Annotated in this window: 21 protein-coding genes; 15 read left to right on the forward strand and 6 right to left on the reverse strand. The window is 67.3% G+C overall.

Annotation, left to right across the window (positions count from 1 at the left end):
* The first annotated feature begins 115 nt into the window (after positions 1–115).
* The 10 genes from AWC18_RS07510 (at position 116) to AWC18_RS07555 (ending at position 9,814) form a co-directional block, all read left to right on the forward strand.
* Entirely contained in the window at positions 116–544 is a 429-nt protein-coding gene (locus AWC18_RS07510) for a VOC family protein (RefSeq protein ID WP_085138300.1), read from the forward strand.
* A gap of 44 nt (positions 545–588) precedes the next feature.
* Positions 589–1,041 carry a hypothetical protein gene (locus AWC18_RS07515; protein WP_085138301.1) on the forward strand — a complete coding sequence of 151 codons (453 nt, stop codon included), beginning with the start codon at positions 589–591 and terminating at the stop codon, positions 1,039–1,041.
* Between the two features lie 10 nt (positions 1,042–1,051).
* A complete protein-coding gene (locus AWC18_RS07520) occupies positions 1,052–2,584 on the forward strand; it encodes a class I adenylate-forming enzyme family protein (protein ID WP_085138302.1) in 1,533 nt (510 codons plus the stop codon).
* Between the two features lie 36 nt (positions 2,585–2,620).
* Entirely contained in the window at positions 2,621–3,868 is a 1,248-nt protein-coding gene (locus AWC18_RS07525; RefSeq protein WP_085138303.1) for a DNA recombination protein RmuC, read from the forward strand.
* 9 nt (positions 3,869–3,877) lie between these two features.
* Entirely contained in the window at positions 3,878–4,534 is a 657-nt protein-coding gene (locus tag AWC18_RS07530) for a TetR/AcrR family transcriptional regulator (protein WP_085138304.1), read from the forward strand.
* A 55-nt stretch (positions 4,535–4,589) separates the two neighbouring features.
* The gene (locus AWC18_RS07535) at positions 4,590–5,411 is read left to right on the forward strand and encodes an SDR family oxidoreductase (protein WP_085138305.1); all 822 of its coding nucleotides are present in this window, start codon (positions 4,590–4,592) and stop codon (positions 5,409–5,411) included.
* A gap of 13 nt (positions 5,412–5,424) precedes the next feature.
* Positions 5,425–6,651 carry an acyl-CoA dehydrogenase family protein gene (locus AWC18_RS07540; protein ID WP_085138306.1) on the forward strand — a complete coding sequence of 409 codons (1,227 nt, stop codon included), beginning with the start codon at positions 5,425–5,427 and terminating at the stop codon, positions 6,649–6,651.
* The gene (locus AWC18_RS07545) at positions 6,648–7,433 is read left to right on the forward strand and encodes an SDR family oxidoreductase (RefSeq protein ID WP_085138307.1); all 786 of its coding nucleotides are present in this window, start codon (positions 6,648–6,650) and stop codon (positions 7,431–7,433) included. Before AWC18_RS07540 ends, AWC18_RS07545 begins: the two co-directional genes overlap by 4 nt.
* Positions 7,378–8,454, forward strand: coding sequence for a phosphotransferase family protein (locus tag AWC18_RS07550; protein ID WP_085138337.1), 1,077 nt, complete (start codon positions 7,378–7,380; stop codon positions 8,452–8,454). The genes AWC18_RS07545 and AWC18_RS07550 overlap by 56 nt, the downstream gene beginning before the upstream one ends.
* A gap of 82 nt (positions 8,455–8,536) precedes the next feature.
* On the forward strand, positions 8,537–9,814 hold the full coding sequence (locus tag AWC18_RS07555) for an MFS transporter (protein WP_234806459.1): 1,278 nt from the start codon (positions 8,537–8,539) through the stop codon (positions 9,812–9,814).
* A gap of 6 nt (positions 9,815–9,820) precedes the next feature.
* Here the strand turns inward: AWC18_RS07555 and AWC18_RS07560 are convergent, their stop codons facing one another.
* On the reverse strand, positions 9,821–10,558 hold the full coding sequence (locus tag AWC18_RS07560; RefSeq protein WP_064996272.1) for an alpha/beta fold hydrolase: 738 nt from the start codon (positions 10,556–10,558) through the stop codon (positions 9,821–9,823).
* 43 nt (positions 10,559–10,601) lie between these two features.
* Between AWC18_RS07560 and AWC18_RS07565 the strand changes: the two genes are divergently transcribed.
* The 3 genes from AWC18_RS07565 to AWC18_RS07575 are packed head-to-tail and all read left to right on the forward strand — an operon-like array spanning position 10,602 to position 13,101.
* The gene (locus tag AWC18_RS07565) at positions 10,602–11,402 is read left to right on the forward strand and encodes a thymidylate synthase (protein ID WP_064996317.1); all 801 of its coding nucleotides are present in this window, start codon (positions 10,602–10,604) and stop codon (positions 11,400–11,402) included.
* Positions 11,399–11,893: a dihydrofolate reductase gene (locus AWC18_RS07570; protein ID WP_085138309.1), complete on the forward strand. Its 495-nt coding sequence runs from the start codon at positions 11,399–11,401 to the stop codon at positions 11,891–11,893. Before AWC18_RS07565 ends, AWC18_RS07570 begins: the two co-directional genes overlap by 4 nt.
* Positions 11,881–13,101: a winged helix-turn-helix domain-containing protein gene (locus AWC18_RS07575; protein ID WP_085138310.1), complete on the forward strand. Its 1,221-nt coding sequence runs from the start codon at positions 11,881–11,883 to the stop codon at positions 13,099–13,101. The genes AWC18_RS07570 and AWC18_RS07575 overlap by 13 nt, the downstream gene beginning before the upstream one ends.
* Here AWC18_RS07575 and AWC18_RS07580 read toward each other — a convergent pair.
* From AWC18_RS07580 to AWC18_RS07600, 5 genes are all read right to left on the reverse strand, one after another.
* Positions 13,088–13,870, reverse strand: a complete 783-nt coding sequence (locus AWC18_RS07580; RefSeq protein ID WP_085138311.1) for a DoxX family protein — start codon at positions 13,868–13,870, stop codon at positions 13,088–13,090. The genes AWC18_RS07575 and AWC18_RS07580 overlap by 14 nt on opposite strands.
* Positions 13,871–13,996: 126 nt before the next feature.
* A complete protein-coding gene (locus tag AWC18_RS07585) occupies positions 13,997–16,075 on the reverse strand; it encodes an FAD-dependent oxidoreductase (RefSeq protein WP_109560019.1) in 2,079 nt (692 codons plus the stop codon).
* Positions 16,072–19,275 (reverse strand): adenylate/guanylate cyclase domain-containing protein, encoded by a 3,204-nt coding sequence (locus AWC18_RS07590; RefSeq protein WP_085138312.1) that lies wholly within the window; start codon positions 19,273–19,275, stop codon positions 16,072–16,074. The genes AWC18_RS07585 and AWC18_RS07590 overlap by 4 nt, the downstream gene beginning before the upstream one ends.
* The gene (locus AWC18_RS07595) at positions 19,272–19,778 is read right to left on the reverse strand and encodes a hypothetical protein (protein ID WP_085138313.1); all 507 of its coding nucleotides are present in this window, start codon (positions 19,776–19,778) and stop codon (positions 19,272–19,274) included. The genes AWC18_RS07590 and AWC18_RS07595 overlap by 4 nt, the downstream gene beginning before the upstream one ends.
* Positions 19,775–21,205, reverse strand: coding sequence for a hypothetical protein (locus tag AWC18_RS07600; protein WP_133054987.1), 1,431 nt, complete (start codon positions 21,203–21,205; stop codon positions 19,775–19,777). The genes AWC18_RS07595 and AWC18_RS07600 overlap by 4 nt, the downstream gene beginning before the upstream one ends.
* 115 nt (positions 21,206–21,320) lie before the next feature.
* Between AWC18_RS07600 and AWC18_RS07605 the strand changes: the two genes are divergently transcribed.
* Together AWC18_RS07605 and AWC18_RS07610 are read left to right on the forward strand one after the other, a co-directional pair.
* Entirely contained in the window at positions 21,321–21,989 is a 669-nt protein-coding gene (locus tag AWC18_RS07605; protein ID WP_085138315.1) for a hypothetical protein, read from the forward strand.
* Positions 21,986–23,035 (forward strand): polyprenyl synthetase family protein, encoded by a 1,050-nt coding sequence (locus tag AWC18_RS07610; protein ID WP_085138316.1) that lies wholly within the window; start codon positions 21,986–21,988, stop codon positions 23,033–23,035. The genes AWC18_RS07605 and AWC18_RS07610 overlap by 4 nt, the downstream gene beginning before the upstream one ends.
* The last annotated feature ends 30 nt before the right edge of the window (positions 23,036–23,065 follow it).

The raw sequence follows: 23,065 nt of genomic DNA on the forward strand, positions 1-23,065 counted from the left end.
CGCCGACCACACCCCCAAACAGGCCTACCTCAACCCGCCCACACCCCAAACCCTGCCAACTACTTGACTCAAGACACCTCTGTCCCGACAAGGCGCTGAGCCTAGGCTCGGCTGCATGGAGCAACAGGTGCACTTCGTCACCATCGCGGCAACCGATCTGGACGCGACCAGGTATTTCTACGGCGCATTGGGCTGGCAGTCATTGCTGGACGTCGAGGGTGAGATCGTCTTCTACCAGGCGGCGCCCGGTCAGGTGCTGGGCTTTTTCCAGGCCGACAAGTTCAACCAGGACCTGGCGCTGCCCGGCGATCATTCTCGGGTCTGCGGGGTCACCGTGGCACACAACGTCGACAGCCCCGACGCCGTCAGCGCGCTCGCCGATGCCATGGCCAACGCGGGCGGCATCGTGCTCAAGGCCCCCCAGCCCGGCCAGTTCGGTGGCGTGTTCCACGCCCACGTCCAAGACCCCAACGGACTGATCTGGGAGATCGCCCATAATCCCGGCTGGCGGATTGCGCCCGATGGCACGGTAAGTCTCGGCTGACGTCGTAGGGTGGCCGGGAATAACGGGAAAGGAACGGCACCACGATGCCCACACTGCTGAATGCGGCGCTGGGCGCGGCACCGATCTTCGGCGGAGCCCTGCTGACGGCGGCAGCCGGACAGCTCAGAGGCCCGGATGCACGCGCCCTGATCAAACAGGACCTCGACCTGCTCGACAGGCTTCCCGCCGAGCAGACGCAGCGCCGAGCAGATCTCCAGCGCACCATCAACGAACGCATCGACGACTTGGTGATGGCCTCCGATCGCACCAGAGCGCTGCGCGAGGCGGCGCTGTCCTACAAGGGCAACTGGCGCGACATCATCTTCTTCGTCTCCTCGGTGCTGTTCACCTACGTCTGGTGGCACATCAACCACGAGCGCGGCAATTGGCTGCCGATGTTCGTCGTGCTGATCCTCGCGTGCATCGTGTCGGCGATCTACGCCCTGCGCGGGACATTCCGGGTGGTGACTCACAGCTGGCGACGACGCCGGCGATGACGAGCCACTCATGACACACGTCGTTGAAATAGCGCGGCAGCACAACCCTTTTCCGGTGACCGGGGTGATCCGCGATCGCGACGGTGTCGCACACTACGAGCAGTTGCCGGCAACACTGCTCGATGTGCTGGCCGAGCAGGTCGAACAGCGACCGGACAGTGAAGCCGTGGTGGAACTGGGCGCCGACGGCCTGACCTACCGGCAGCTGTGGGAGCGTGCCGCCCGGGTGGCCGGTGGGCTGCGGGCAGGCGGACTGGCGCGCGGTGACCGGGTCGCGTTGCGCTACCCAGCCGGATTGGACTGGGTGCTGGGGTTCTGGGGCGCGTTGATGGCCGGTGGTATACCGGTGGCCGTCAACACCCGTTCGGCCGCACCGGAAGTCGACTTCGTGCTCACCGATGCCGGGGTGCAGGTGGACCTGGCGCCCGGTGCCGCGCTGCCCGATGGCCAACCCTATGTGGTGGACGGACTCGAGGCCGGCGACACCGCGGCGCTGTTCTACACCTCCGGCACCACCGGCAGTCCCAAGGGAGTGCCCACCAGCCACGAGGCGTTTGTGACCAACGCCGAGAACATGATGCGTGTCCTGGGCCAGTCACGGGCATTGGGCGAGCAATATCGCACGCTGATCACGGTGCCGCTGTTTCATGTGACGGGCTGCAACTCCCAACTGCTGGCCGCCGCGTACACCGGCGGCACGGCGGTGATCATGGGGGCGCTGGATCTTCCCGAGTTGATCGCAACGCTGCCCGCGCAACGGATCTCATCGATGGTGACGGTGCCGGCGATCTACGCGCTGCTGCTGCGGCATCCCGAGTTCGCCGGGGTCGACGTCAGCGGGGTGCGGTGGGTCGGCTACGGCGGGGCGCCGACAGCGCCTGCGCTGGTGCGCTCGCTGCGTGAGGCGTTCGGCGCGGCAACGGTGTTCAACGGTTACGGCATGACCGAGACCGCCTCGCTGATGACGGTGCTTCCGGACTCCGATGCGGTCGCGCATGCGGACTCGGTCGGCTATGCCGTGCCGTCGGGCGACATCGGCGTCGTCCCGCTCGGTGACGATCCCGGCACCGGCGAACTCGTGGTGCGCGGCGCGAATGTGATGCGCGGCTATTGGAACCGGCCCGAGGCGACCGCCGCCACGATCATCGACGGCTGGCTGCACACCGGCGATGTGGTGCGCGTCGACGACGCCGGCCGGGTGCACATCATCGACCGGCTCAAAGACATCATCAACCGCGGCGGCGAGAACGTCTCGAGCGTCGAGGTGGAAGCCGCCCTGCTGTCGGCTCCCGGCGTGACCGACGCATGCGTGCTCGCGGTGCCCGACGAAGTGATGGGGGAGAAGGTGGGCGCCGTCCTGTTCGGCGACCGCCACCAGATCGACGTGGCCGCCGTACTGAGTTACTGCCGCAGCCAACTGGCGGACTTCAAGGTGCCGCAGTACATCACCGTGGTGACCCAGGAGCTGCCGCGCACCGCCAGCGGCAAACTGCTCAAGGCGCAACTGCGCGAGCAGGTGCAATGGGGCTCGCCGCTGCGGTAACCCGGAGTTGTCGGTGGGGCGCGCTACCTTGCCGGCATGGACACAGCACTGCTGATCCTCCTCACCTCACTGGTACTGCTGGCGGTCATCCTGCAGGTGGTACTGCTCGTGCGCCCCGGCGGCGGGCCGCTCTCGCCGGAGCAGCTCGCCGCGCTGCGCGGCGACAGTGAGCGCGTGGAGCGAACCCTGCGCGAAGAGCAGCACGCCGGGCGAGCCGAACTCGCCCAGGCGTTTCACCAATGGCAGACGACCCTGCACCGGTTCGGATCGACCCTGCAGGCAACGCAGGACAGACTGGGCGCCACGCTGGATCACCAGCTCCGGAGCCTGCAGAGCGAGAACACCGCGCAACTGGAGAAGATGCGCGCCACGGTGGACGAAAAGCTGCAGGCAACGCTGGAAACCCGTCTGGCGCAGTCGTTCACACAGATCTCAGAGCGCCTGGAAGCGGTGCAGCGGGGTCTGGGGGAGATGCAGACACTGGCCACCGGGGTGGGTGATCTGAAGCGGGTGCTGACCAACGTCAAGACTCGCGGAATTTTCGGTGAGACACAGTTGGCCGCACTGCTGGCCGAGACGCTGACGCCTGAGCAGTACGCCACCAACGTCATCACCGTGCCGGGCTCGGCCGCCCGGGTGGAGTTCGCGATCCGACTGCCCGGCGCCACCGGCGCCCGTGAGGTGTTGTTGCCGATCGACGCCAAGTTCCCGCGGGAGGACTTCGAGCGCCTGCTCGACGCCCAGGAGCATGCCGACAGCGTGGGGGAGGCTGCTGCGCGCCAAGCGCTGGTTCGCCGGATCGAGGCTGAGGCCTGCGATATCCACGACAAGTACCTCGAGCCGCCGCACACCACGGACTTCGCCATCTTGTTCCTGGCCACCGAGAGTCTGTATGCCGAAGTGCTGCGCCAGCCGGGACTGTTCGAGCAGATTCAGGCCAAGTACAACGTCACCCTGGCCGGCCCGACCACACTGGCCGCACTGCTCAACAGTCTGCGCATGGGTTTTCGCACCCTGGCCATCGAACGGCGCAGCAGTGAGGTCTGGCAGGTGCTCGGTGCGGTCAAGGCCGAGTTCGGAAAGTTCGCGGCGGTGCTGGAGAAGACCCGCAAGCAACTCGACACCGCCCGCAACACCATCGATACCGCCGGCGTCCGCACCCGCGCCATCGAACGCAAGTTGCGGGCGGTGGAATCGCTGCCTGACACGGACGCTGACGACATGCTCGGCGAGTTCGGCGCCTGCGCCGACGAAGTCAGTGAAGTTGACATCGACTTCAGTTAGTCTGCCCGGATGGACGCCGTCCCGGCCGCGCCGGCCCGCCCGTTGCCGGCGACGGTTCGCGGGGCGCGTACCCGGGCGGGGCTGATCGCCGCAGCCCGCAAGGTGTTCGAACGTGACGGCTACCTCGACGCCAAGCTGACCGATATCACCAAGGCCGCCGGCTGTGCGACCGGATCGTTCTACACGTACTTCGCGAACAAAGAGGAGATCTTCGCCGCGGTCCTCGAACAGGCCCAGCAGGACATGATGCATCCGGGCATGGGCCGGGTCAGCGATTCCGAGGACCCGTATGCGGTGCTGGAGGCGAGCAATCGGGCCTACCTGGAGGCGTATCGGCGCAATGCCCAGTTGATGGGCCTGCTCGAACAGGTGGCCCAGATCGATCCGAAGTTCCGGGCTTTTCGTGCGCGACGAGCCGACGCGTTCGTGCAGCGCAATGCCGCCGGCATTGCTGATCTGCAGGCCCGCGGCATCGCCGGCGCCGATGTCGATCCGCTGCTGGCGTCGCGGGCGCTGTCGGGGATGGTCAGCAGACTCGCCTACGGCACCTTCGTCGGCGAGGAGGCCGCGCACGGCTCGGTCGCTGACTTCGAGAACCTGGTCGCCACGGTCACCCGGCTGTGGGCCAATGCACTGCAATTCCGCACCGTCAACAAACAAACATGAGATCGGATTCAAGAATGTCACTGGTGTCGCGTACTCAAGAACGGGGACGTTGCTGATGAAGGTTGCCGATCGGGTCGCGATCGTCACCGGTGGTGGTGGCGGCATCGGGGGAGCACTGGCCGCGGCGCTGGCCGAGGCCGGAGCCAAAGTGGTGGTGGCCGACCTCGACGCGCAGGCCGCGGCAGCGGTCGCCGAGCAGATCAACGCCGCGCAACCCGGCGCCGCGATCGGTCGCGGCGGCGACGTCTCTGACACCGCGACCATCGGAGAGCTGATCGCGCTGGCGCAGGAGCACTACGGCCCGGTCGACTTCTACTTCGCCAACGCCGGGACCGCCGGCGCCCTCGGACTGGCCAGCGACGCGGATTGGGATCAGGCCATCGACGTCAACCTGCGCTCGCACGTCCGCGCCGCACAGCTGTTGATTCCCGATTGGGTACAGCGCGGGGAGGGATATTTCGTCTCCACCGCATCCGCCGCCGGCCTGCTCACCCAACTCGGCGCCGCCGCCTACTCGGTCACCAAGCACGCGGCCGTCGGCTTCGCCGAGTGGCTCAACATCGCCTACGGCGACCAGGGCGTGCGGGTCAGCTGCCTGTGTCCGATGGGTGTCAACACCAAGTTGCTCTACGCCGGTGAGCAGTCCGGTGATCCGTTGGGCGATCTGGCGACCCGCGCGGTCACCACCGCCGGTGCGGTGCTGGAGCCCGCGGACGTCGCCGCGGAGGTGCTCGCCGCCGTCGATGAGGAGCGTTTCCTGATCCTGCCGCACCCGGCGGTGCTGGAGATGTTCCGGCACAAGGCAGGCGATTACGACCGCTGGCTGAGCGGCATGCGCCGTTACCAGCGCGGCCTGCGCGAATCCGAAGTGTCCTAGGTGAGGAGCCTGTATGTCCCTGTTTGAAATGTCCGAGCGCGCAAAGAAATACCAGACCGATCTGCTGGAGTTCATGGACGAGTGCGTCTATCCGGCCGAGGCGGTCTACGAGACACAGATGGCCGAATCCGGCAACCCACACTTCCAGCCCCCGATCCTGGAGGAGCTGAAAGCCCAGGCCCGTGAACGCGGATTGTGGAATCTGTTCCATCCCCATCCGGAGTGGGGCCCTGGGCTGACCAACCTCGAATATGCGCCGCTGGCCGAGATCATGGGCCGTAGCCCGCATCTGGCGCCGGAAGCCTGTAACTGTAGTGCGCCGGACACCGGCAACATGGAGGTGTTCACGCTGTTCGGCAGTGACGAACACAAGGAGAAATACCTCAAGCCACTGCTGGACGGCACCATCCGCTCGGCCTTCGCGATGACCGAGCCGCAGGTGGCCAGCTCCGATGCCACCAATGTGCAGCTGTCGATGGCGAAAGATGACGCAACCGGTGACTACATCCTCAATGGTCGGAAGTGGTTCGCCTCCAACGCTTTGCACCAGAACTGCAAGGTGATGATCGTGATGGGCAAGACCGATCCGAACACCGCCACCCACCGCCAGCAGTCGATGATGGTGGTCCCCATCGATGCCCCGGGCGTCACGGTCGTGCGCGGACTGCCGGTCTTCGGCTACCAGGACCGCGAGGGCCACGCCGAGATCGACTTCAAAGACGTCCGAGTGCCCGCCAAGGATGTGCTCAAGGGCGAAGGCGAGGGGTTCGCGATCGCCCAGGCCCGGCTCGGTCCCGGCCGCATCCACCACTGCATGCGGGCCATCGGCATGGCCGAGCGGGCCCTGGAGCTGCTGTGCAAGCGCGCCCAGTCGCGGGTCGCCTTCGGCCGTCCGGTCTCCGACAACGCCAATATCCGCGACTGGATCGCCGACGCGCGCATCGAGATCGAGATGATCCGGCTACTCACCCTCAAGACCGCTTACCTGATGGACACCGTCGGCAACAAGGCGGCGCAGGTCGAGATCGCGGCGATCAAGGTGGCAGCGCCCAACATTGCACTGAAGATCGTCGACCGGGCCATCCAGGTGCACGGCGCCGGCGGAGTCACCGAAGACTTCCCGTTGGCCGGCTTCTGGGCCCACCTGCGCACCCTGCGACTCGCCGACGGCCCCGACGAGGTGCACAAGCGTGCCATCGCCCGCCAGGAACTGCGTAAGTATCGCGAGCACGCCGGATGACCACACCGGACTTCACCGGGCGCACCGCGATCATCACCGGTGGGTCGCGGGGGATCGGGCTGGCGATCGGGCAGCGGCTGGCCGAAGCAGGCGCCAACGTGGTCCTGACCTCGCGAGACCAGGACAGTGCCGACGCGGCGGCGGCCCAGATCACGGGCAACGCGCTGGGCGTGGCGGCCCACGTAGCCGACGAAGACGCGGCCCAGCGCTGCATCGAGACCACGCTGGAACGGTTCGGCAGTATCGACATTCTGGTCAACAACGCCGGAACCAATCCCGCGTTCGGACCGCTGATCGACCAGGACCACGCCCGGTTCGCCAAGATCTTCGACGTCAACCTGTGGGGGCCGCTGCTGTGGACCTCCCGCGCGGTCAAGGCCGGGCTGGGGGAACGAGACGGACACAGCGGCGTGGTGGTCAACACCGCGTCCATCGGCGGAATGAGTTTTGCGCCGCGGATGGGCATGTACAACGCCACCAAGGCGGCGCTGATCCACATCACCAAACAGCTTGCGCTGGAACTGTCGCCGGGGATCCGGGTCAACGCGATCTGTCCCGGCGTGGTGCGCACCAAGCTCGCCGAGGTGCTGTGGAAGGAACACGAGCAGGGGCTGGCCGCGAAGTTGGCGCTGGGCCGAATCGGTGAACCGGTCGACGTGGCCGAGGCCGTGTTATTTCTCGCATCCGATGCGGCGAGCTGGATCACCGGGCAGACTCTGGTCATGGATGGAGGTCAGATCCTCGGTGACGCAACCGGATTCCGGGGAGGTTTCGGTGGCTGACGACCCGCTGGGTATCGACCCGGCGGCAGCGACCGCGTGGATCACCGAACTGGGCCTGCCCGTCCGCGGATCGCTGAGCTTCGAGCGAATCGGGCTGGGGCAGTCCAATCTGACCTACCGGGTGTTCGACGAGGCCGGCCACAGCTGGGTGCTGCGCCGGCCCCCGATGGGAACACTGCTGGCCTCGGCCCATGATGTGGCCCGGGAGGCGCGAATCCTTGCGGCGCTGGGCGACACCGACGTCCCCACCCCGAAGGTGTACGGGCTGACCCGCGACCACGAGCGCACCCCCCTGCTGTTGATGGAGTTCATCGACGGTGTGGTGGTAGACCGGATGCCGGTGGCGCAGTCGCTGTCGCCCGAGCGTCGCCGACAGATCGGGCTGTCAATGCCCAAGACCCTGGCCAAGATTCACGCCGTCGACATCACCTCGGCGCACCTTGACGATCTGGCCCGCCACCAGCCGTACGCCCAGCGTCAGCTCAAACGCTGGGCCGGGCAGTGGGAGAAGTCCAAGACTCGCGAGCTGCCCGCACTCGACGATCTGACCCGGCGCCTGACCGCCGCCGTGCCCAAGCAGCGGGAACTGACCCTGGTACACGGCGACTTCCACCTGCGCAACGTGATCACCTCACCGCAGAACGGCGAGGTGATCGCGGTACTGGATTGGGAGTTGTCCACCCTCGGCGATCCACTGGCCGACATGGGCAGCCTGCTCGCGTACTGGCCCGAAGCCGGGGAGGAGAACATCGCCGGGGAGTTCATCCTCAGCACCCTGGAGGGCTTCCCCGACCGGGCAGAATTGGCTCGGGTTTACCTGGAAGAAACCGGACGTGACGCGGCGTCACTGCAGTACTGGCATGCTCTCGGGCTATGGAAAGTCGCGATCATCGTCGAGGGCATCCTGCGGCGGGTAATGGACAACCCGGAGAACAGGGCAGCGGCAGGCGGCCCAGTTGCCGAGTGGGTCGATGCTCTGGTGGGCAAGGCGCGTGAGGTCGCCGACGAGGCGGGGATCTGAGCTGAGCACCGCATATCACCCCGGCGTGAACGACGCCGACCTTGTCGCCGGGGTTCCGCGCCGCAGGATCGCGGTAGCGGCGATGGTCGGCACCACGATCGAGTTCTACGACTTCTACGTGTATGCGGCCGCCGCGGTCACCGTCTTCCCACACCTGTTCTTCCCGACCGGCAACCCCACCGCGGCACTGTTGGCCTCGTTGGCAACGTTCGGCTTGGCATTCGTGGCCCGACCGCTGGGCTCGATCCTGTTCGGTCACTTCGGCGATCGGCTGGGCCGCAAATCCACCCTGGTGGCCTCCTTGTTGCTCATGGGTATCGCCACCTTCCTGATCGGGGTGCTGCCCACCTACCACCACATCGGCCTGCTCGCCCCCGTGCTGCTGGCCACCCTGCGGTTCTGCCAGGGACTGGCGATCGGCGGCGAATGGAGCGGTGCTGCGCTGCTGGCCACCGAAACCGCCAAGCCGGGCCGGCGTGCGACAGCGGGAATCTGGCCGCAATTGGGCGCGCCCCTGGGCTATCTGCTGGCCACCGCGATCTTCCTGATCCTGTTCGCCTGGCTGGGATCGGCGACCGCCGACGGGACCGGACCCTTTCTCGCCTGGGGGTGGCGGATTCCGTTCCTGCTGAGCGCCGTCATGGTGGTTGTCGGACTGTATGTCCGGCTGCGGCTCACCGAAACTCCGGTCTTCGCGCAGGCCAAGGCAACCGGTGCGCCGGTGAGCGCCCCCATCGCAGCGCTGCTGCGGGGAAGCTGGCGCCGGCTGATCATCGGCACGTTGGTGATGGTGGTGCCCTACACGCTCTTCTACACCGTGACGACCTGGAGTCTGAGCTACGGGACGGCGAAGGCTCCACCCGATGGCATCGGGCTGGGTTATGGCTACGCCGAGTTCCTCGGACTGCAGCTGGTCGCCGTGCTCTTCTTCATCGTTGTGCTGCCGGTCGTCGGCAGGCTGGCCGACCACTTCGGACGGCGCTCGCTGCTGCTGTTCTTCATCGCCGGAATCATGGTGTACGGCACCACCTTCGGCCTATTCCTGAAGCCGAGCGCCTCCGTGGGTTCGATGCTGGCCTTCCTGATCGTCGGGATGATATTGATGGGATTGGCGTTCGGGCCGATGAGCGCGGTGTTGCCCGAGCTGTTCCCCACCAATGTCCGCTACACCGGTTCGGGTGTCGCCTACAACGTGGCCAGCATCCTGGGAGCGGCAGTGGCGCCGTTCATCACCACGTGGCTGGTCACCAGCCACGGCGTGACGTGGGTGGGCGGCTATCTGTCGGTTGTGGCGGCGTGCTCGTTCGTGGCGCTGCTGGCGATGCACGAGACCCGCGACGCTGAACTCGTGGACGTCTGACCGGCACTAACCGAGCGCACTGCCGAAGACATCGCGCATCGCCGCCCAGTGCCGGGCCGCGGCGTCGGCGTCAAACGGCGCGTTGTCGGGCACTGCGAAGCCGTGCGCGGCCGGATAGAACTCGACGGTATGGCTGACGCCCGCGGTGCTCAGCGCCTCGTCCAGGGTCGCGGCATGCTCTTTCGTGAACGACGCGTCGTTCTCGGCGCCGGCCACATAGACGGTGGCCCTCATGCGATCGGCCAACAGATGGGGGCTGTCCGCGGAGTCGGCCACCAGCCCGCCGCCGTGGAACGAGGCCGCCGCTGCCACGCGCTCGGGCACCCGCCCCGCGAGAATGACCGAGGTGCGGCCACCCATGCAGTAGCCGCACACCCCGAAGGAGTCCCCGCGCACTTCGGGCCGGCCGGCCAGGTAGTCGAAGAACGCCTGGGCGTCGGTGGTCATCCGGTCCGGGGTCACGTCGCCGATCATCGAGAACAGCCGGTTGCGTTCCTTGGCGTCGCTGAACACGGTCGCCATCTCGAACGGCGCCCAGCCCGGCTGCCGGTAGTAGACGTCGGGAAGCAGCACGGCATAGCCGTAGCCGGCCAGTTGGGCGGCCATCTCGTCGAAGGTCGGTCGGACCCCGCCGGCGTCGGGATACATCACGATGCCGGGCCAGGGCCCGGAGCCCTCCGGCGTGAACAGGCGAACGGGGCAGTCGCCGTCGGGCGTGGCAATGGTGTCGGTGATCGTGGGCATGGCCTCCGTTGTACTACGCGGTGCGCGTCGTAAGCTGGGCGACGTGCCGATCGCGACCCCGTACGAGGACCTGTTGCGGCTGGTTTTGGCGGAAGGGACCCCGAAGTCGGACCGCACCGGTACCGGCACTCGCAGCCTGTTCGGCCACCAGCTGCGCTATGACCTGGCGGCCGGATTCCCGCTGATCACCACCAAGAAAGTGCACCTCAAGTCGGTGATCTACGAGCTGCTGTGGTTCCTGCGCGGTGACTCCAACATCGCCTGGCTCAACGAGCACGGTGTCACCATCTGGGATGAATGGGCTTCGGAAGAAGGAGATCTCGGTCCGGTCTACGGGGTGCAGTGGCGCTCATGGCCGACTCCGTCGGGCGAGCACATCGACCAGATCTCCGCGGCGCTGCACCTGCTGCGCACCGACCCTGACTCTCGCCGCATCATCGTTTCGGCCTGGAACGTCGGTCAGATCGGCCAGATGGCGCTGGCTCCCTGTCACGCGCTGTTCCAGTTCTACGTCGCCGACGGCAAGCTGTCCTGCCAGCTCTATCAGCGCAGCGCCGACCTTTTCCTCGGTGTGCCGTTCAACATCGCCAGCTACGCGCTGCTCACCCACATGATGGCGGCCCAGGCCGGGCTGGGTGTCGGAGAGTTCATCTGGACCGGCGGCGACTGCCACATCTATGACAATCACGTCGAGCAGGTCACCGAACAGCTGAGTCGCGATCCGCGGCCGTATCCGCATCTGGTTCTGGCGCCGCGTGAATCGATCTTCGACTACACCTACGAGGACATCGAGATTCGCGGCTACGACCCGCACCCGGCGATCAAGGCGCCCGTGGCGGTATGACGATCAGTCTGATCTGGGCGCAGTCGACGTCCGGGGTGATCGGCCGCGCCGGCGGCATCCCGTGGCGCGTGCCGGAGGATCAGGCCCGCTACAAGCAGCTCACCGTGGGCCACACCGTGGTGATGGGCCGGCTCACCTGGGAATCGCTGCCCGCCAGAGTCCGGCCGCTGCCGGACCGGCGCAATGTCGTGTTGACCCGGGACCCCGACTATGTCGCCGACGGCGCCATCGTCGTGGCGACCCTGGAGCAGGCCCTGCAGGGCGACGACATCTGGGTGGTCGGGGGATCGGAGATCTATGCGCTGGCGCTGCCGCTGGCCGATCGCTGTGAAGTGACCGAGGTCGACATCGACCTGCCGGTGCGCGACGGTGACGCCCTGGCGCCGGTGCTTGACCAGTCCTGGCAGGCCACTACGGGGGAGTGGCTGACCAGCCGAACCGGTCTGCGTTACCGCTATCTGACCTACCACCGGACTTCGTGCCAGCCCTGACCGCCGCGCAGGCGCGCCGGATCGCCGTTGCCGCACAGGGTTTCGCCGAGCCGAGACCCAGCGCCGCAGTCACAAGGGCACACCTGAGGCGGCTTATCTCCCGCATTCACGTGCTGCAGCTCGACTCGGTTTCGGTGGCGGTACGCGCCCATTACGCGCCAGTGTTCAGTCGGCTCGGACCGTATGACCGCACCGTGCTGGACCGAGCCGCGTGGAGCCACAGCGCCCGCTCGCCACGGTTGTTGGTCGAATACTGGGCGCACGAGGCCGCGCTGATGGCCGTGGAGGACTGGCCGCTGTTGCGCTGGCGGATGCGGCAGTGGCCCCACGGCCGGTGGGGCTCGGCCATTGTGCGGGCCAATCCCCAGCTGGTCACCGACGTCACCGCCGCGGTCGCCGAACTGGGCCCATCGACCGCCGGTGAGATCGAAGCGCACCTGGCGGCCGCGTCCGGGCGGGCCGGCAAGGGACCGTGGTGGAACCGCAGTGACACCAAATGGGTGGCCGAAGCACTGTTCGCCGCAGGGGTGCTGACCACCGCCACCCGGGTCGGGTTCGCCCGGCATTACGACCTGGTGGAGAACGTGCTGCCACCGCAGGTGCTGGCGGTCGAGGTCGACGACGACGAGGCGATCCGGCAGCTGGTCCTGCGGGCGGCAGGCGCCCTGGGCATCGCCACCGAAGCCGACCTGCGCGACTACTTCCGGCTCTCAGCCGGCCAGGTCAAACCGGCGATAGCCACCTTGGTGGCAGCCGGTGAGCTGGAACCGGTGACCGTCGACGGCTGGGACGCAGCCGCCTATCTTCGTGCCGGACAGTCGATTCCGCGAACCGATCGCGGCACCGCGCTCCTCTGCCCGTTCGACCCGCTGATCTTCTTCCGGCCGCGGGTGCAGCGGCTGTTCGACTTCCACTACCGCATCGAAATCTATACCCCGGCCGCCAAACGCCAATACGGCTACTACGTGTGGCCATTCCTGCTGGACGGGCAACTGGTCGGCCGGGTCGACCTCAAAGCCGACCGACAGCAGGGGGCATTGCACGTGGTGGGTGCGTTCGCCGAAGAAGGCCAGTCGCGAGGACGGGTGGCGCAGGCGCTGGCCGGCGAACTCCGCCTCATGGCGTCGTGGCTCGGGTTGAGCCAGGTCAGGGTCGGGCAGCGCGGGGATCTGGCGGCGCAACTGCGCCGGGTGCTCAGAGACTCCTGATCCGTCGGCGGGCACGTCCGGCGAGGGTGGTGGCGCCTTCCCGCGCCACCTGCGCCAGTTCGGTTCCGCGCTCAACGGCGACTTCCGCGAGCTGCGATCCGCGCTGGGCGGCGACTTCGGCCAGCTGTGCACCGCGTTCGCCGGCGACTTCGGCGAGTTGCGCGCCGCGTTCGCCGGCCGACTCCAGCAGCGGTCCGGCTTTTTCGCCCACCAACTCGGCCAGTTCGCGGCCGTGCTCGACGCCGGCCGACAGGCCCGTGCTCACCCGTTCGCCGACCGTCTCCAGTGCGCCGTTACTGGCCGTGGGCAGGGCGTCGGCGGCACGACGGTAGACGCGACGGGCCCGCCACCCCAGCGAGGGCCTTCCCTCGGTGTCAGCGGCGGCGATCAACAGTCCGCCGATCAGGCTCACGTCGGTCAGAAATGCTGCGCGCTTTTCGCTTCTGCGCTGCGGGTCGGGCTCCGTCCAGAACATGTGCGCCCCGGCGTTACCGGGGACGACTGTGCAGGCCAGTACGCCGGCCGCGACCCGTGGCAGCCTGCCGCTCGCCAGCAAGATGCCGCCACCGATCTGCGCCAGCGCGTTGGCCTTGGCGAATGATTCGACATCGGAGGGCACCTTGGCCGATATCTCATCGGGAAGCTGTTTGAGTCCGTCGAACGCCGGACGGGCCGCCTGCCCGGCTTGTTGCGGACGGCGCAATGCGTCCACACCTTGACCGATGAACGCTGCCGCGAGTAGCGGACGTGCGATCTTCCGTAATAACACTGGGCCCCCTAGCGCCGGGTCGGTTTTCTGTGCGGCCCGCTCTTTGCGTAGCGGCCTTGGCTCGGGAATACCCGCGGAGGATGACAACGCAAACGTTCGATTCGTCGTCGGCGCAGCGCAGGGGCGTCAGGGCAGGTACAGCCCGCGAATGCGGTGGAACCGGTGCCGTCCGGCCAGGGCGTTCGCCGCCTGCAGGCCCGATAAGACCGCTGCCTCGATGCAGCCGGCGTTCATTCCGGAGTCGGTCCAGTCGCCGGCCAGAACCAGATTGTCGTAGCCGCTTTCGTCGGCGCGCAACCGGTATCGGTCGGAGCCGGGAACCGACTGCACGTATCGGTCGGAGGGGTCGACATTGACGCTGATGTGCTGGGAATCCACTGCAGCACAGGTAGTTTCGCCGTCGGCTCCGCACAGCAGCCGCCAGTCGAACCCCGCTTCGCTGACGGCGCCGGGAAGGAACCGATACAGGTGCTGGTCGAGGTGCTCGACGACCTGCCGGCGAACCAACTGCTGGTGTCGGCGCAGGTAGCCGGGGCCCACCTCCTGCGTGGGCCAGGCCGCATCCAGGGTGCCGCAGAAATAGGCCACCGTGGCGGGGTCGTCGTGCTCGGGCCAGTCCTCAGCCCACAGCGTCTGCGGCATGGACGCCCAGGTCTCGAACGGCGGGACGTAGGCACTGAGGGTCACGCCCGGATCGTTCCAGCCCAGCGCCGGTTCATCCGGTCGCAACCAGATCTGGAAGGCCTGGGTGGCGACGGTACGCACCTGCGTGGTCATTCGGCGCCACTCGGGCCGGTCTTCGATCAGCTCGGCGGCGACCACCGGCAGCATGCCCAGGGAAACGGCCAGGACGACGTGGTCGAAGTCGACACCTCGGCGCAGCACCCGGGTCTCGGCGTCGGCGTAGTCCGCCCAATGCGTCTCCAGCGCATGCCAGCCCCCGTCGGGGACCTGGTCGGGTGCCGCCAATTGGTCGGTCAGCGGCGCGCTGGGGAATACCGGCAGGCCGTGCACCGTGGTCAACGGCTCGTAGCCGTCGCGGCCGTCGGCCAGGTGCACCTGCCGGCCCAGGGTGATGGCGTCGACAGCCTGCCGCGCGGCGTCCAGATGCAGAGCGTCGAGGCGGTGGAAGAACTCAAACGTGACACCGCGTCGCCGCAACACCTGGTAGAGCGGCGCGATGACGACGTCTCCCATACCCGCCGTCATCTTCCAGAAGATCGATCCGTGGTAGCCGAACAGCACCTGACCGGTGAGAAAGACCGCCAGTCCGGCGGCGAACGCCGGACGTTCGGGATCGCCGTCGCGATATCCGAACACCAAGTCGTACATGCCACGCACCAGCGCGAATCCGGTGACATCCGGGTGCGCGCCATGGCGCAGGATCCAGTCGTTGAAATCTTCGTCGTTGATCGCCCGCATTCCGCGCGGGTCGGTGACCAGCTGGTCGGCGAGAATCCCGCGGATCACCGCGGTCATCAGGGAGAGCAGCAGCCAGGACCGCCGGTGATCGGGCCGCCGCTCATAGTCCAGTGCGGCGCGCACCGCCGCCACCGCGCCGTCGATCACCGCGGGCAGGGCCGCGCCGACGGGATGCCGACCGCTCAGGACCAGCAGCACCGCCAGCGCCGCATCGATGACCGTGTCGATCCATCGCTGCGTGGGCGGCGGCTCTGGGTGCACGGACAGTGAGACTCCGGGTGGGGCGGCCCCGCGCAGAGATTCGGCGAAATCACGCACCAGGCGCAGCGCCCGGATGGTGAACTCCACGACGGTCATCTCCCGGCCTGCGCCCTCGGGATCGCCGGGCAGCCCGTCGGTCCGCGTGAAGGTGCCCAGCCAGACCAGCCAATCGTCGCCGAACCGGTCGGCCAGACCGACATTGTCAGCCGGAATCAACGCCTGCTCCCAGGTGGTGATCGGTGCTGCCGGATCGGTTGTGGCACGGTCGAGTTCGGCGTAGCACTCGCGCAGCAGAGCGAAGGCGTTCTGGTAGGAACCCAGCCAGATGTGCAGACCGTGCTCTTCGATGCGGCCGTACCGGCCACGGCTGGACGCCCCCTTTCCGCCGAGGCGCCAACCACGTTGATAGACGGTGATGGAGTCGAAGCGGTCTCGCCAGCCGGGCTCACTCAGCCGCCAGGCGGCGGTCAGTCCCGCCATGCCGCCGCCGACGATGGCCACCTTGCCGCCCGGCGGACTCACCCGAGCAGCGCCCTGGCTCGATCCAGCTCCGGCCAGTCGCCGTCGGCGTCGAAGTGCGTCATCGCAGCGGCCAACACCTCACGTGCGGAATCCCCCTGCAGGTCGACCAGATCCATCGCCGCGCGCAGTTCGTAGACGTGGGCCGCCTGCCGTCGCGCCGTGTCGATGGCACAACGCAGGTCGCTGTCGCGGTCCGCGGCATCACCGTGGGTGTGGGAGCGTATCCGCAGCAATTCGGCTCGGTAGAAGTTCACCGCGGTCTCATCGGCCAGCGCCAGTGCGCCGTCGAGGCATTCCTGGGCCGAAGCGGTGTCGCCTGCGGCGATCAGCAGCCGCGCCAGCATCCCGTCGTAGTAGGTGGAGAACAGCTTGACCTCGGCCGCCCGCAAGGTGGAACCGACCTCGGTCATCGCCGAGATGTGGGGTGCCAACCGGGCGGGGTCGGCGTCCTCGCTCGCCAGCGCCGCCAGCGCGTCGATCGCGCCGCGCTGAGTGGCCGCGATCATGGTCCAGTACTCGAAGCCGTGCCGCTCGGCCTGCGCGGCCAATGCTGTGACCATCCCGTCGGCGCGGTCGAGCAGTCCGGCCTCCATGCACATGAAGATCTCGGTGAATTGCTGGTAGCAGTGGCTGAAGGGGCCTTGTGGGAACCCGATATCTTTTGCCCGGCTGACCGTTTCGGCGAACTGCTCATCGGCGCCAGCGAGGTCGCCTTGGATGAATCGTGCCATCGCCAGATGCAGGTGCATGGACGCCAGCGCATCGCTGGGGATGTACCACAGCGATTCGAAATCGGGCAGGGGTGCTTCTGTCATCGCCGTGACTGCCTGCTCCAGCAGTGCGCGGGCCTTGCCGAAGTCACCGAGGAACCAGGCGACCATGCCGAACGCGGCGGCATTGGTCGGCCCGAACCACTTCTGCTCGTTGGGGCGTTTCGACCTGGCGTACTCGGCGACGCGAAGGGCGCGGCGCAGGTCGCCGCGCGGCAGGTAGTAGGCCCACAACGCCGTCATCGTCGACATGAAGCCGTCCTGGCGGGGATCGGTGGCCCCGAGCTTGAGACAGCGTTCGAAGTCCTTGGCCGCATTCGGGCTGGCAGTGCCCTCCACCGCCGAGGTGAGGAAGCCACGCCGAAGCCGGCACAGCACTTCGCGGCGATCGCGAGACGGCCCCTCCGGTGCCAGCCGGAGTTGTTCGATGGCCTGGGTGAGACAGACCCGGGCCTCATCGAGGGCACCTCGCTGGCGGGCGTCGTACGCCGCCTTCTGATGGGCCTCAGCGGCAGCCTCGAATCGCTCTGCGATGCGATAGTGCAGGGCGACCAGATGCCAATCCGGATTGTCTGAGTCGCTGACCAGGGTGTCGGCAACTCGACCGTGCAGCTGGCGCCGAACGCTGGGCGGCGGCAACTCGTAGGCGACTTCGCGGAGTAGCTCATGCCGGAACCGCCAGCGGTCCTTGGTCACCGGTTCGAAGACCCGAGCCGCAACCAGGGCGGCAACAGCATCCCCGAGATCACTCGCCGTCATGTCGAGGGCGGCGTCGAGCATGGGGCGATCGAACTCCCGGCCGATGGTGGCGGCAGCTTCGACCACCTGAATGGTGTTGCTGCTGGCGCGAAGCCGAGAGAACAGCGGCTCATACAGGGCGTCGGGCACCCGCGCCCACCCCACCGCATCCTGCGGCTGCTCATGCAGTTTGGCGACCACCTCTTCGATGTAGAGCGGCACGCCGTCGCAGCGCCGCCGAACATCGGAGCGTTCGGCGCCGGACAGGCCCGGATTCAGCGCCGCTATCAACTCATCGGTCTGCGCCGCCGTCAACGGTGCGAGCTCAAACACCTTGAGCTGGGGAAGATCCGGCAGCGATCTGAGCTCGCGGGCGGTCAACACCACCAGCAGTGTTCCCGGGGCGCTCGCCAGCAGCGACGTGACCACATCGCGCGTCGATGGATCGAACCACTGCAGATCTTCGGCCAACAGAACCGCCGGCGCCCCACCGGTACAGGCCAGCAGGTATTCGACGGCGGCCTCGATGACCTGCCGGTAGAGTTTGGCGCCCTCGGCTCGGGTGGGCTGATAGCCGCCTTCGGCCGGAATCTCCAATGCGGCCGCCAACAAGGGGACCATCGTGACCGGATCCAGGCCGTGGGCTGTGACCTCTTCTTCGAGCAGTCGCAGCCGATCGGACTGCGCGGTCGTCCGTTCGATCCCGGCGCGCTGCTCCAGCAAGGTGCGAATGGGGTAGAGGCCGGCATCGGCGTGAAACGGCGATCCGATTAGGGCGAGCACCGGCCTTCCGGCCTGCTCGGCCAATTCTGCTGCGGCGGTGGCCAGCCGGCTCTTGCCCATGCCCGCCTCGCCACTGAAACAGATCCCCGGAACACTCAGCGCACCCTGCCGGGCCTGACTCCAGGACTCCTGCAGGTAGGTGAGTTCGAGATCGCGTCCCACCAACCGGCCCAGCGCGACCCGGGAGCGCCCGAGTTGCTCCTTGACGACGAGGTAGTGCTCGACCGGCTCGTCGATGCCCTTGACCGGCTGGGCTGTTTGGGCCTCGAGTTCGAAATGGCCGGCCACCAGCGGTGCCACCGCCGCCGACACCACGACACCGCCGGGCGGCGCCAGGCCCGACACGCGTGAGGCCAGGTTGGCGCCCAGTCCGTAGACGTCGTCCTGTGCCACATCGAGATAGACCATGCCGCGATGGACGCCCACCCGCACTGCGATGTCGAAGCCGAACCGCGCGCGTACCCGATCGCTGAGCCGGTCCACTTCGCGGGTGATGTCGAGGCCCGCCTGTACCGCTCGCCGCACGTCGTTCTCGTGGGCGCTGGGGTGGCCGAACACGGCAAGCAGGCCGTCGCCCTTGGTGGAGAAGACGTGCCCCTCGTAGCGGTTGATGATCTCGTCGACCTGCTGTCGGTAGCGGCCGATCACCGTCCGGTAGATCTCCGGCTCGATGCGGGTCGACAGCGCGGTTGAATTCACCACATCAGCGAAAAGTATTGTCAGTCGCCGCAATTCACCCGAGCCCGCGCGCGGCGCGCAGAGCAGATCTTCGGCGTCCTGGTTCCCGTTGTCGACTGTGAGCACCTGCTCGGCGAGCGCGCTGGCGGTGGCACGGTCACCGCTGTTCGCTGCCGCGATCGCGTGATCCAGCAGTTTGTCGATCTCGTCGGGCTCGTCGGTTAGACTCATAGGTCGACGATGATGTCCAGATGCTGGTCCGGTGCGGTGGCGGGCGGCAAGCTGGTGAACCGAATCCGGCCGCGATAGGTGCCGCTGACGTAAGCCTGCCCACGTACCCCCACCCGGAATCGCGTGGCGAGGGGCTGCAGCGCTGCCGGCATCAACACCAGTGCCTGCGGTGGGATCGCATACGAGGTTCCCTCAGCGACCAAGGTTGCGGCCACCGACAACAGCCGCTCGCATCCGGAACTCGGCGGCGCCTCAAGATATTCGGAGAACTCGATGTCGTCGTCGCTCTGGGCGCCGCACTGCGCCATCAGGGCGTCGGACATGTCGTAACCTGCCGTGGCCACCAGGTTGATCACCTGGCGGGCCGATTGCGCCCACTGTTCCGAACCGAACGTGCCCTCGGCGCTTCGGTGGTCCGCGTCGAGGACGATGGCGCCGACATCATTCACCAGCTGCCGCGACCTCTGGGCGTACTGGAAAATGCCCTGGTTGAGGTCTTTCATGTGTCACCGTCCTGGGGGCGAGTGCGAATCCGCTGCAGGTAGCGCCATGGGTCGGTCGCCAATCGGGCGGTCAGGTCGGCGGCGAAACCGATCGACTCCTCGACCGGTATCACGCCGCTCGCGTATTTGGTGGCCAAGGCCGCGCTGCGCTGCGACATTTCGTCGATGCACTCGTTGAGCATCTCGATGGCCACGGTGATCGCCCGCTGTGTCGGGTCCGGCTCCACGGGCAGTGTCGGGCTGTCCTGCTTGCTGCCGGTCGGGGTGGACGGTTTCCACGGCGTCCAGCCTGTCCCGCCCTGCTGAGCCTGCTTGGCAACCCCGCCCTGCAGCATCTCGACGCTTTGGTCGGCGTAGCCCAGCACGCAGGCGAATAGGGCGGTGGGGAACCAGCTCAGGTTGCGGAAACTCACGACTTTCTTGGTGCGCACCCGCACGCCGTGCAGGTTCGCATCACCGACCGTGGACGTCATCCGGATGAAGCCTTCGTCGACCAGGACGGCGCCGTCGCCGTGCCCCCCGGGTGCCGGGTCGTCGTCGAGCAGGTAGTTGACCCATGCCGTGGGTTGGGGCGCCGGCGGGCCCGCCTCGGCGCCCTTCCAGTACTTCAGCGGCGTCCGCATCTGGGGCGTGCCCTTGATTCCGCAGGTGGTGCTGAAGCGTTCGAGTACGCGACTCCAGCCGTCCGGGCGGATGGGCATGGCCTCCATCGCACAGAAGAACGGCAGGCAGTGCGCCCAGTTCAGCGGATCGACAACGCCTTTCACCTCATCCAGTGACACCTTTGTGCTGGTGAATTCGGTGGTCAGCACCACGCACGGATAGCCTCGCACCCACTTGAATTTGGCCTGGCACAGCGGAACCACGGCGACGTCGGTTTTCAACGAACCGGACAGCACCACCTGTGTCCAGTCGTCGCGGCCGCCGAACTTGTCGCGCAGGGTTTCCAGCAGGTCGCCTCCGCCGCCGGCTGCGGCCAACGCGAGGGTCTCGGCGAATTGCGCGTCCCACTCACTCGGCCGGTAGTACGACGGCAGGTGACTCAGCGCACCGATCGCATAAACCATGCGGGACAACTGAACCGACGTCAGCTGCGCGGCCTGCGGCTCGTCGGCGGCGACGGAGTCGGCGTCGGTCATGTGCGCAGACGATGCTGTTGAGGTCACTTGGTTGCGCAAGACGGTCAATGCCTCGGCCAAATCGGGCACTACCGCCACATCGGGTCGTTCGGGATTGGGTTCGAGTGACTGGCCCAGGAAGCCGAGCAATTCCTCATACCATCCGGCATTAGCTCCCGTGCTGCCGGGAAGATAGCGCTCTACGGTCGCTTCGATATCGGGGTCGCGGGAGTTGATGACCGCTTGATCGAGAGCGCCGTAAAGCGCCAGCAGAGATTGAGCAGCAGTTCCCACATCGGTTGCCGCCATTGCGCCTCCGATCACCCAAGTAAGCAGGTAGTATACGGCGGCCGGGACGATTCTCGGCAGTCCCGAAAGAGAATTCTTTTACAGAAACCCAAATGATTTCCTAAGGACGGAATCGGTGGCTGACAAAGCGCTTGGTGACGGCACCATCGACGACTTACCGTGGGCGTCTATATTTGATCCCGCCGCGAATGCGCGAGCGCTCAATGCGATCCAGGCTGAGGGCTTCCGTGCCGCCCGCCGAATCATCGATGAATTCGCTCAAGCGGCGACCGCGGCGACCGCGGCGCCCGAGGGTGCCACCGCTGACGCGGCCGACTCCGCCGGCCCGCCGGACCTGGAACGGTTCACCCGGGCCTGGTGGTCGACGGCCGGACAATTCCTGCTTCGGTCGCGGCCGGCGACGCGACCGCACGACGACGGCGGGCCGGTGGCTCTGGACGTCAACGATCCGGCCTCCAAAGACGCCTTGACGCTGCGCGTCACCGGGCCGGGTTCGGCCGCCGGCGAGGTGTGGCTGCACAACCGGGAGGGCGAGGACCGCCCGGCAGTCCGGCTGCGCTGCAGCGCGTTGCTCGGTCACGGTGGCCAGGTGATCGATGCCGGCGCGGTGCGGATCGACCCCGTCACGGTGCCGATGCCGCGCCGGTCCAGCAGGGGCGTGCAGATCAGCGTCGACGTGGGCGCCGAGATCTGCCCGGGCACCTATCGCGGCACTCTGCTGGCCGACGATTGCCCGGATCTCTGGCTTCCGGTGGTGCTCACCGTCGCGGCGCAGGAGTCGTGACCGACACCGCCGACCGCGCCTCGGTGTCCGCGGTCGATGAACGCCTGGGCGAGGTCGCCCGGATTGTTCGACGGGCGATGCTCGACGCGCTGCCCGACGGTGAGCCCAGCAAGTGGCTCTATGCACCGCTGCGGGCGTATCCGCAGCGGCCGGGTAAGGCGCTGCGGCCCGCGCTGTGCCTGTCGGCCGGCCGGGCTTTTGGCGCCGACACCGATGCGTTACTCGGCATCGCCGTGGCGATCGAGTTGCTGCACAACGCCTTTCTGGTGCATGACGACGTCGCCGACGGCAGCGAGATGCGCCGGGGCAGACCGACTCTGGGCGCTATGTATGGGATGGCGACGGCTATCAACACCGGCGACGCGCTGGCATTGGTCGCCGGGCAGGTACTGCGCCGGGCGACCCGGCAGCTTGACCGTGATCTGGGCGAACTGGTCTGGTCGGAGTTCGACACCATGGCCCTGCGGACTCTGGAGGGCCAGGCGATCGAGGTGGGCTGGCAGGCCGACAACATCGACGACCTGGCGCCCGATGACTACCTGAATCTGATCCTGCACAAGACCTGCTGGTACACCACCATCCATCCGCTGCGCGTGGGGGCGATCGTGGGGTCGCACGGTACCGCGGAGCTGGGGTCGCTGGTCCGATTCGGTTTCCATTTCGGAGCGGCATTCCAGATCCGCGACGACCTGCTGAACCTGGTGGGCGACGAACGGATCTACGGCAAGGAGATCCTGGGCGATCTCTACGAAGGGAAGCGGACGCTGCCCCTGGTTCATCTGCTGTCCGTGGCGCGGCCATCCGACCGGGACCTGCTGGCGGACTATCTGCACCGCACGCGAGCGCAGCGCTCGGCTGCTCTGGTGCAGCGGGTGCGCACGATGATGGACGACTACGGCAGCATCGCGTTCACCCGCCACTACGCCGAGGGCATTCTGCTGGCGGCCGAGGAGTACTTCGAGCACGCGTTCGCCGACGCCCATCCCGGTCCTGATCTGGAGTTCCTGCGGTCGCTGGTGCCCTACGTGTGGGCGCGGTGGCGCTGACACCGGCCCGGCACGCCTTAAGGTGAGAGC

Source organism: Mycolicibacter nonchromogenicus, from assembly GCF_002101775.1.
Classification (GTDB): domain Bacteria; phylum Actinomycetota; class Actinomycetes; order Mycobacteriales; family Mycobacteriaceae; genus Mycobacterium; species Mycobacterium nonchromogenicum.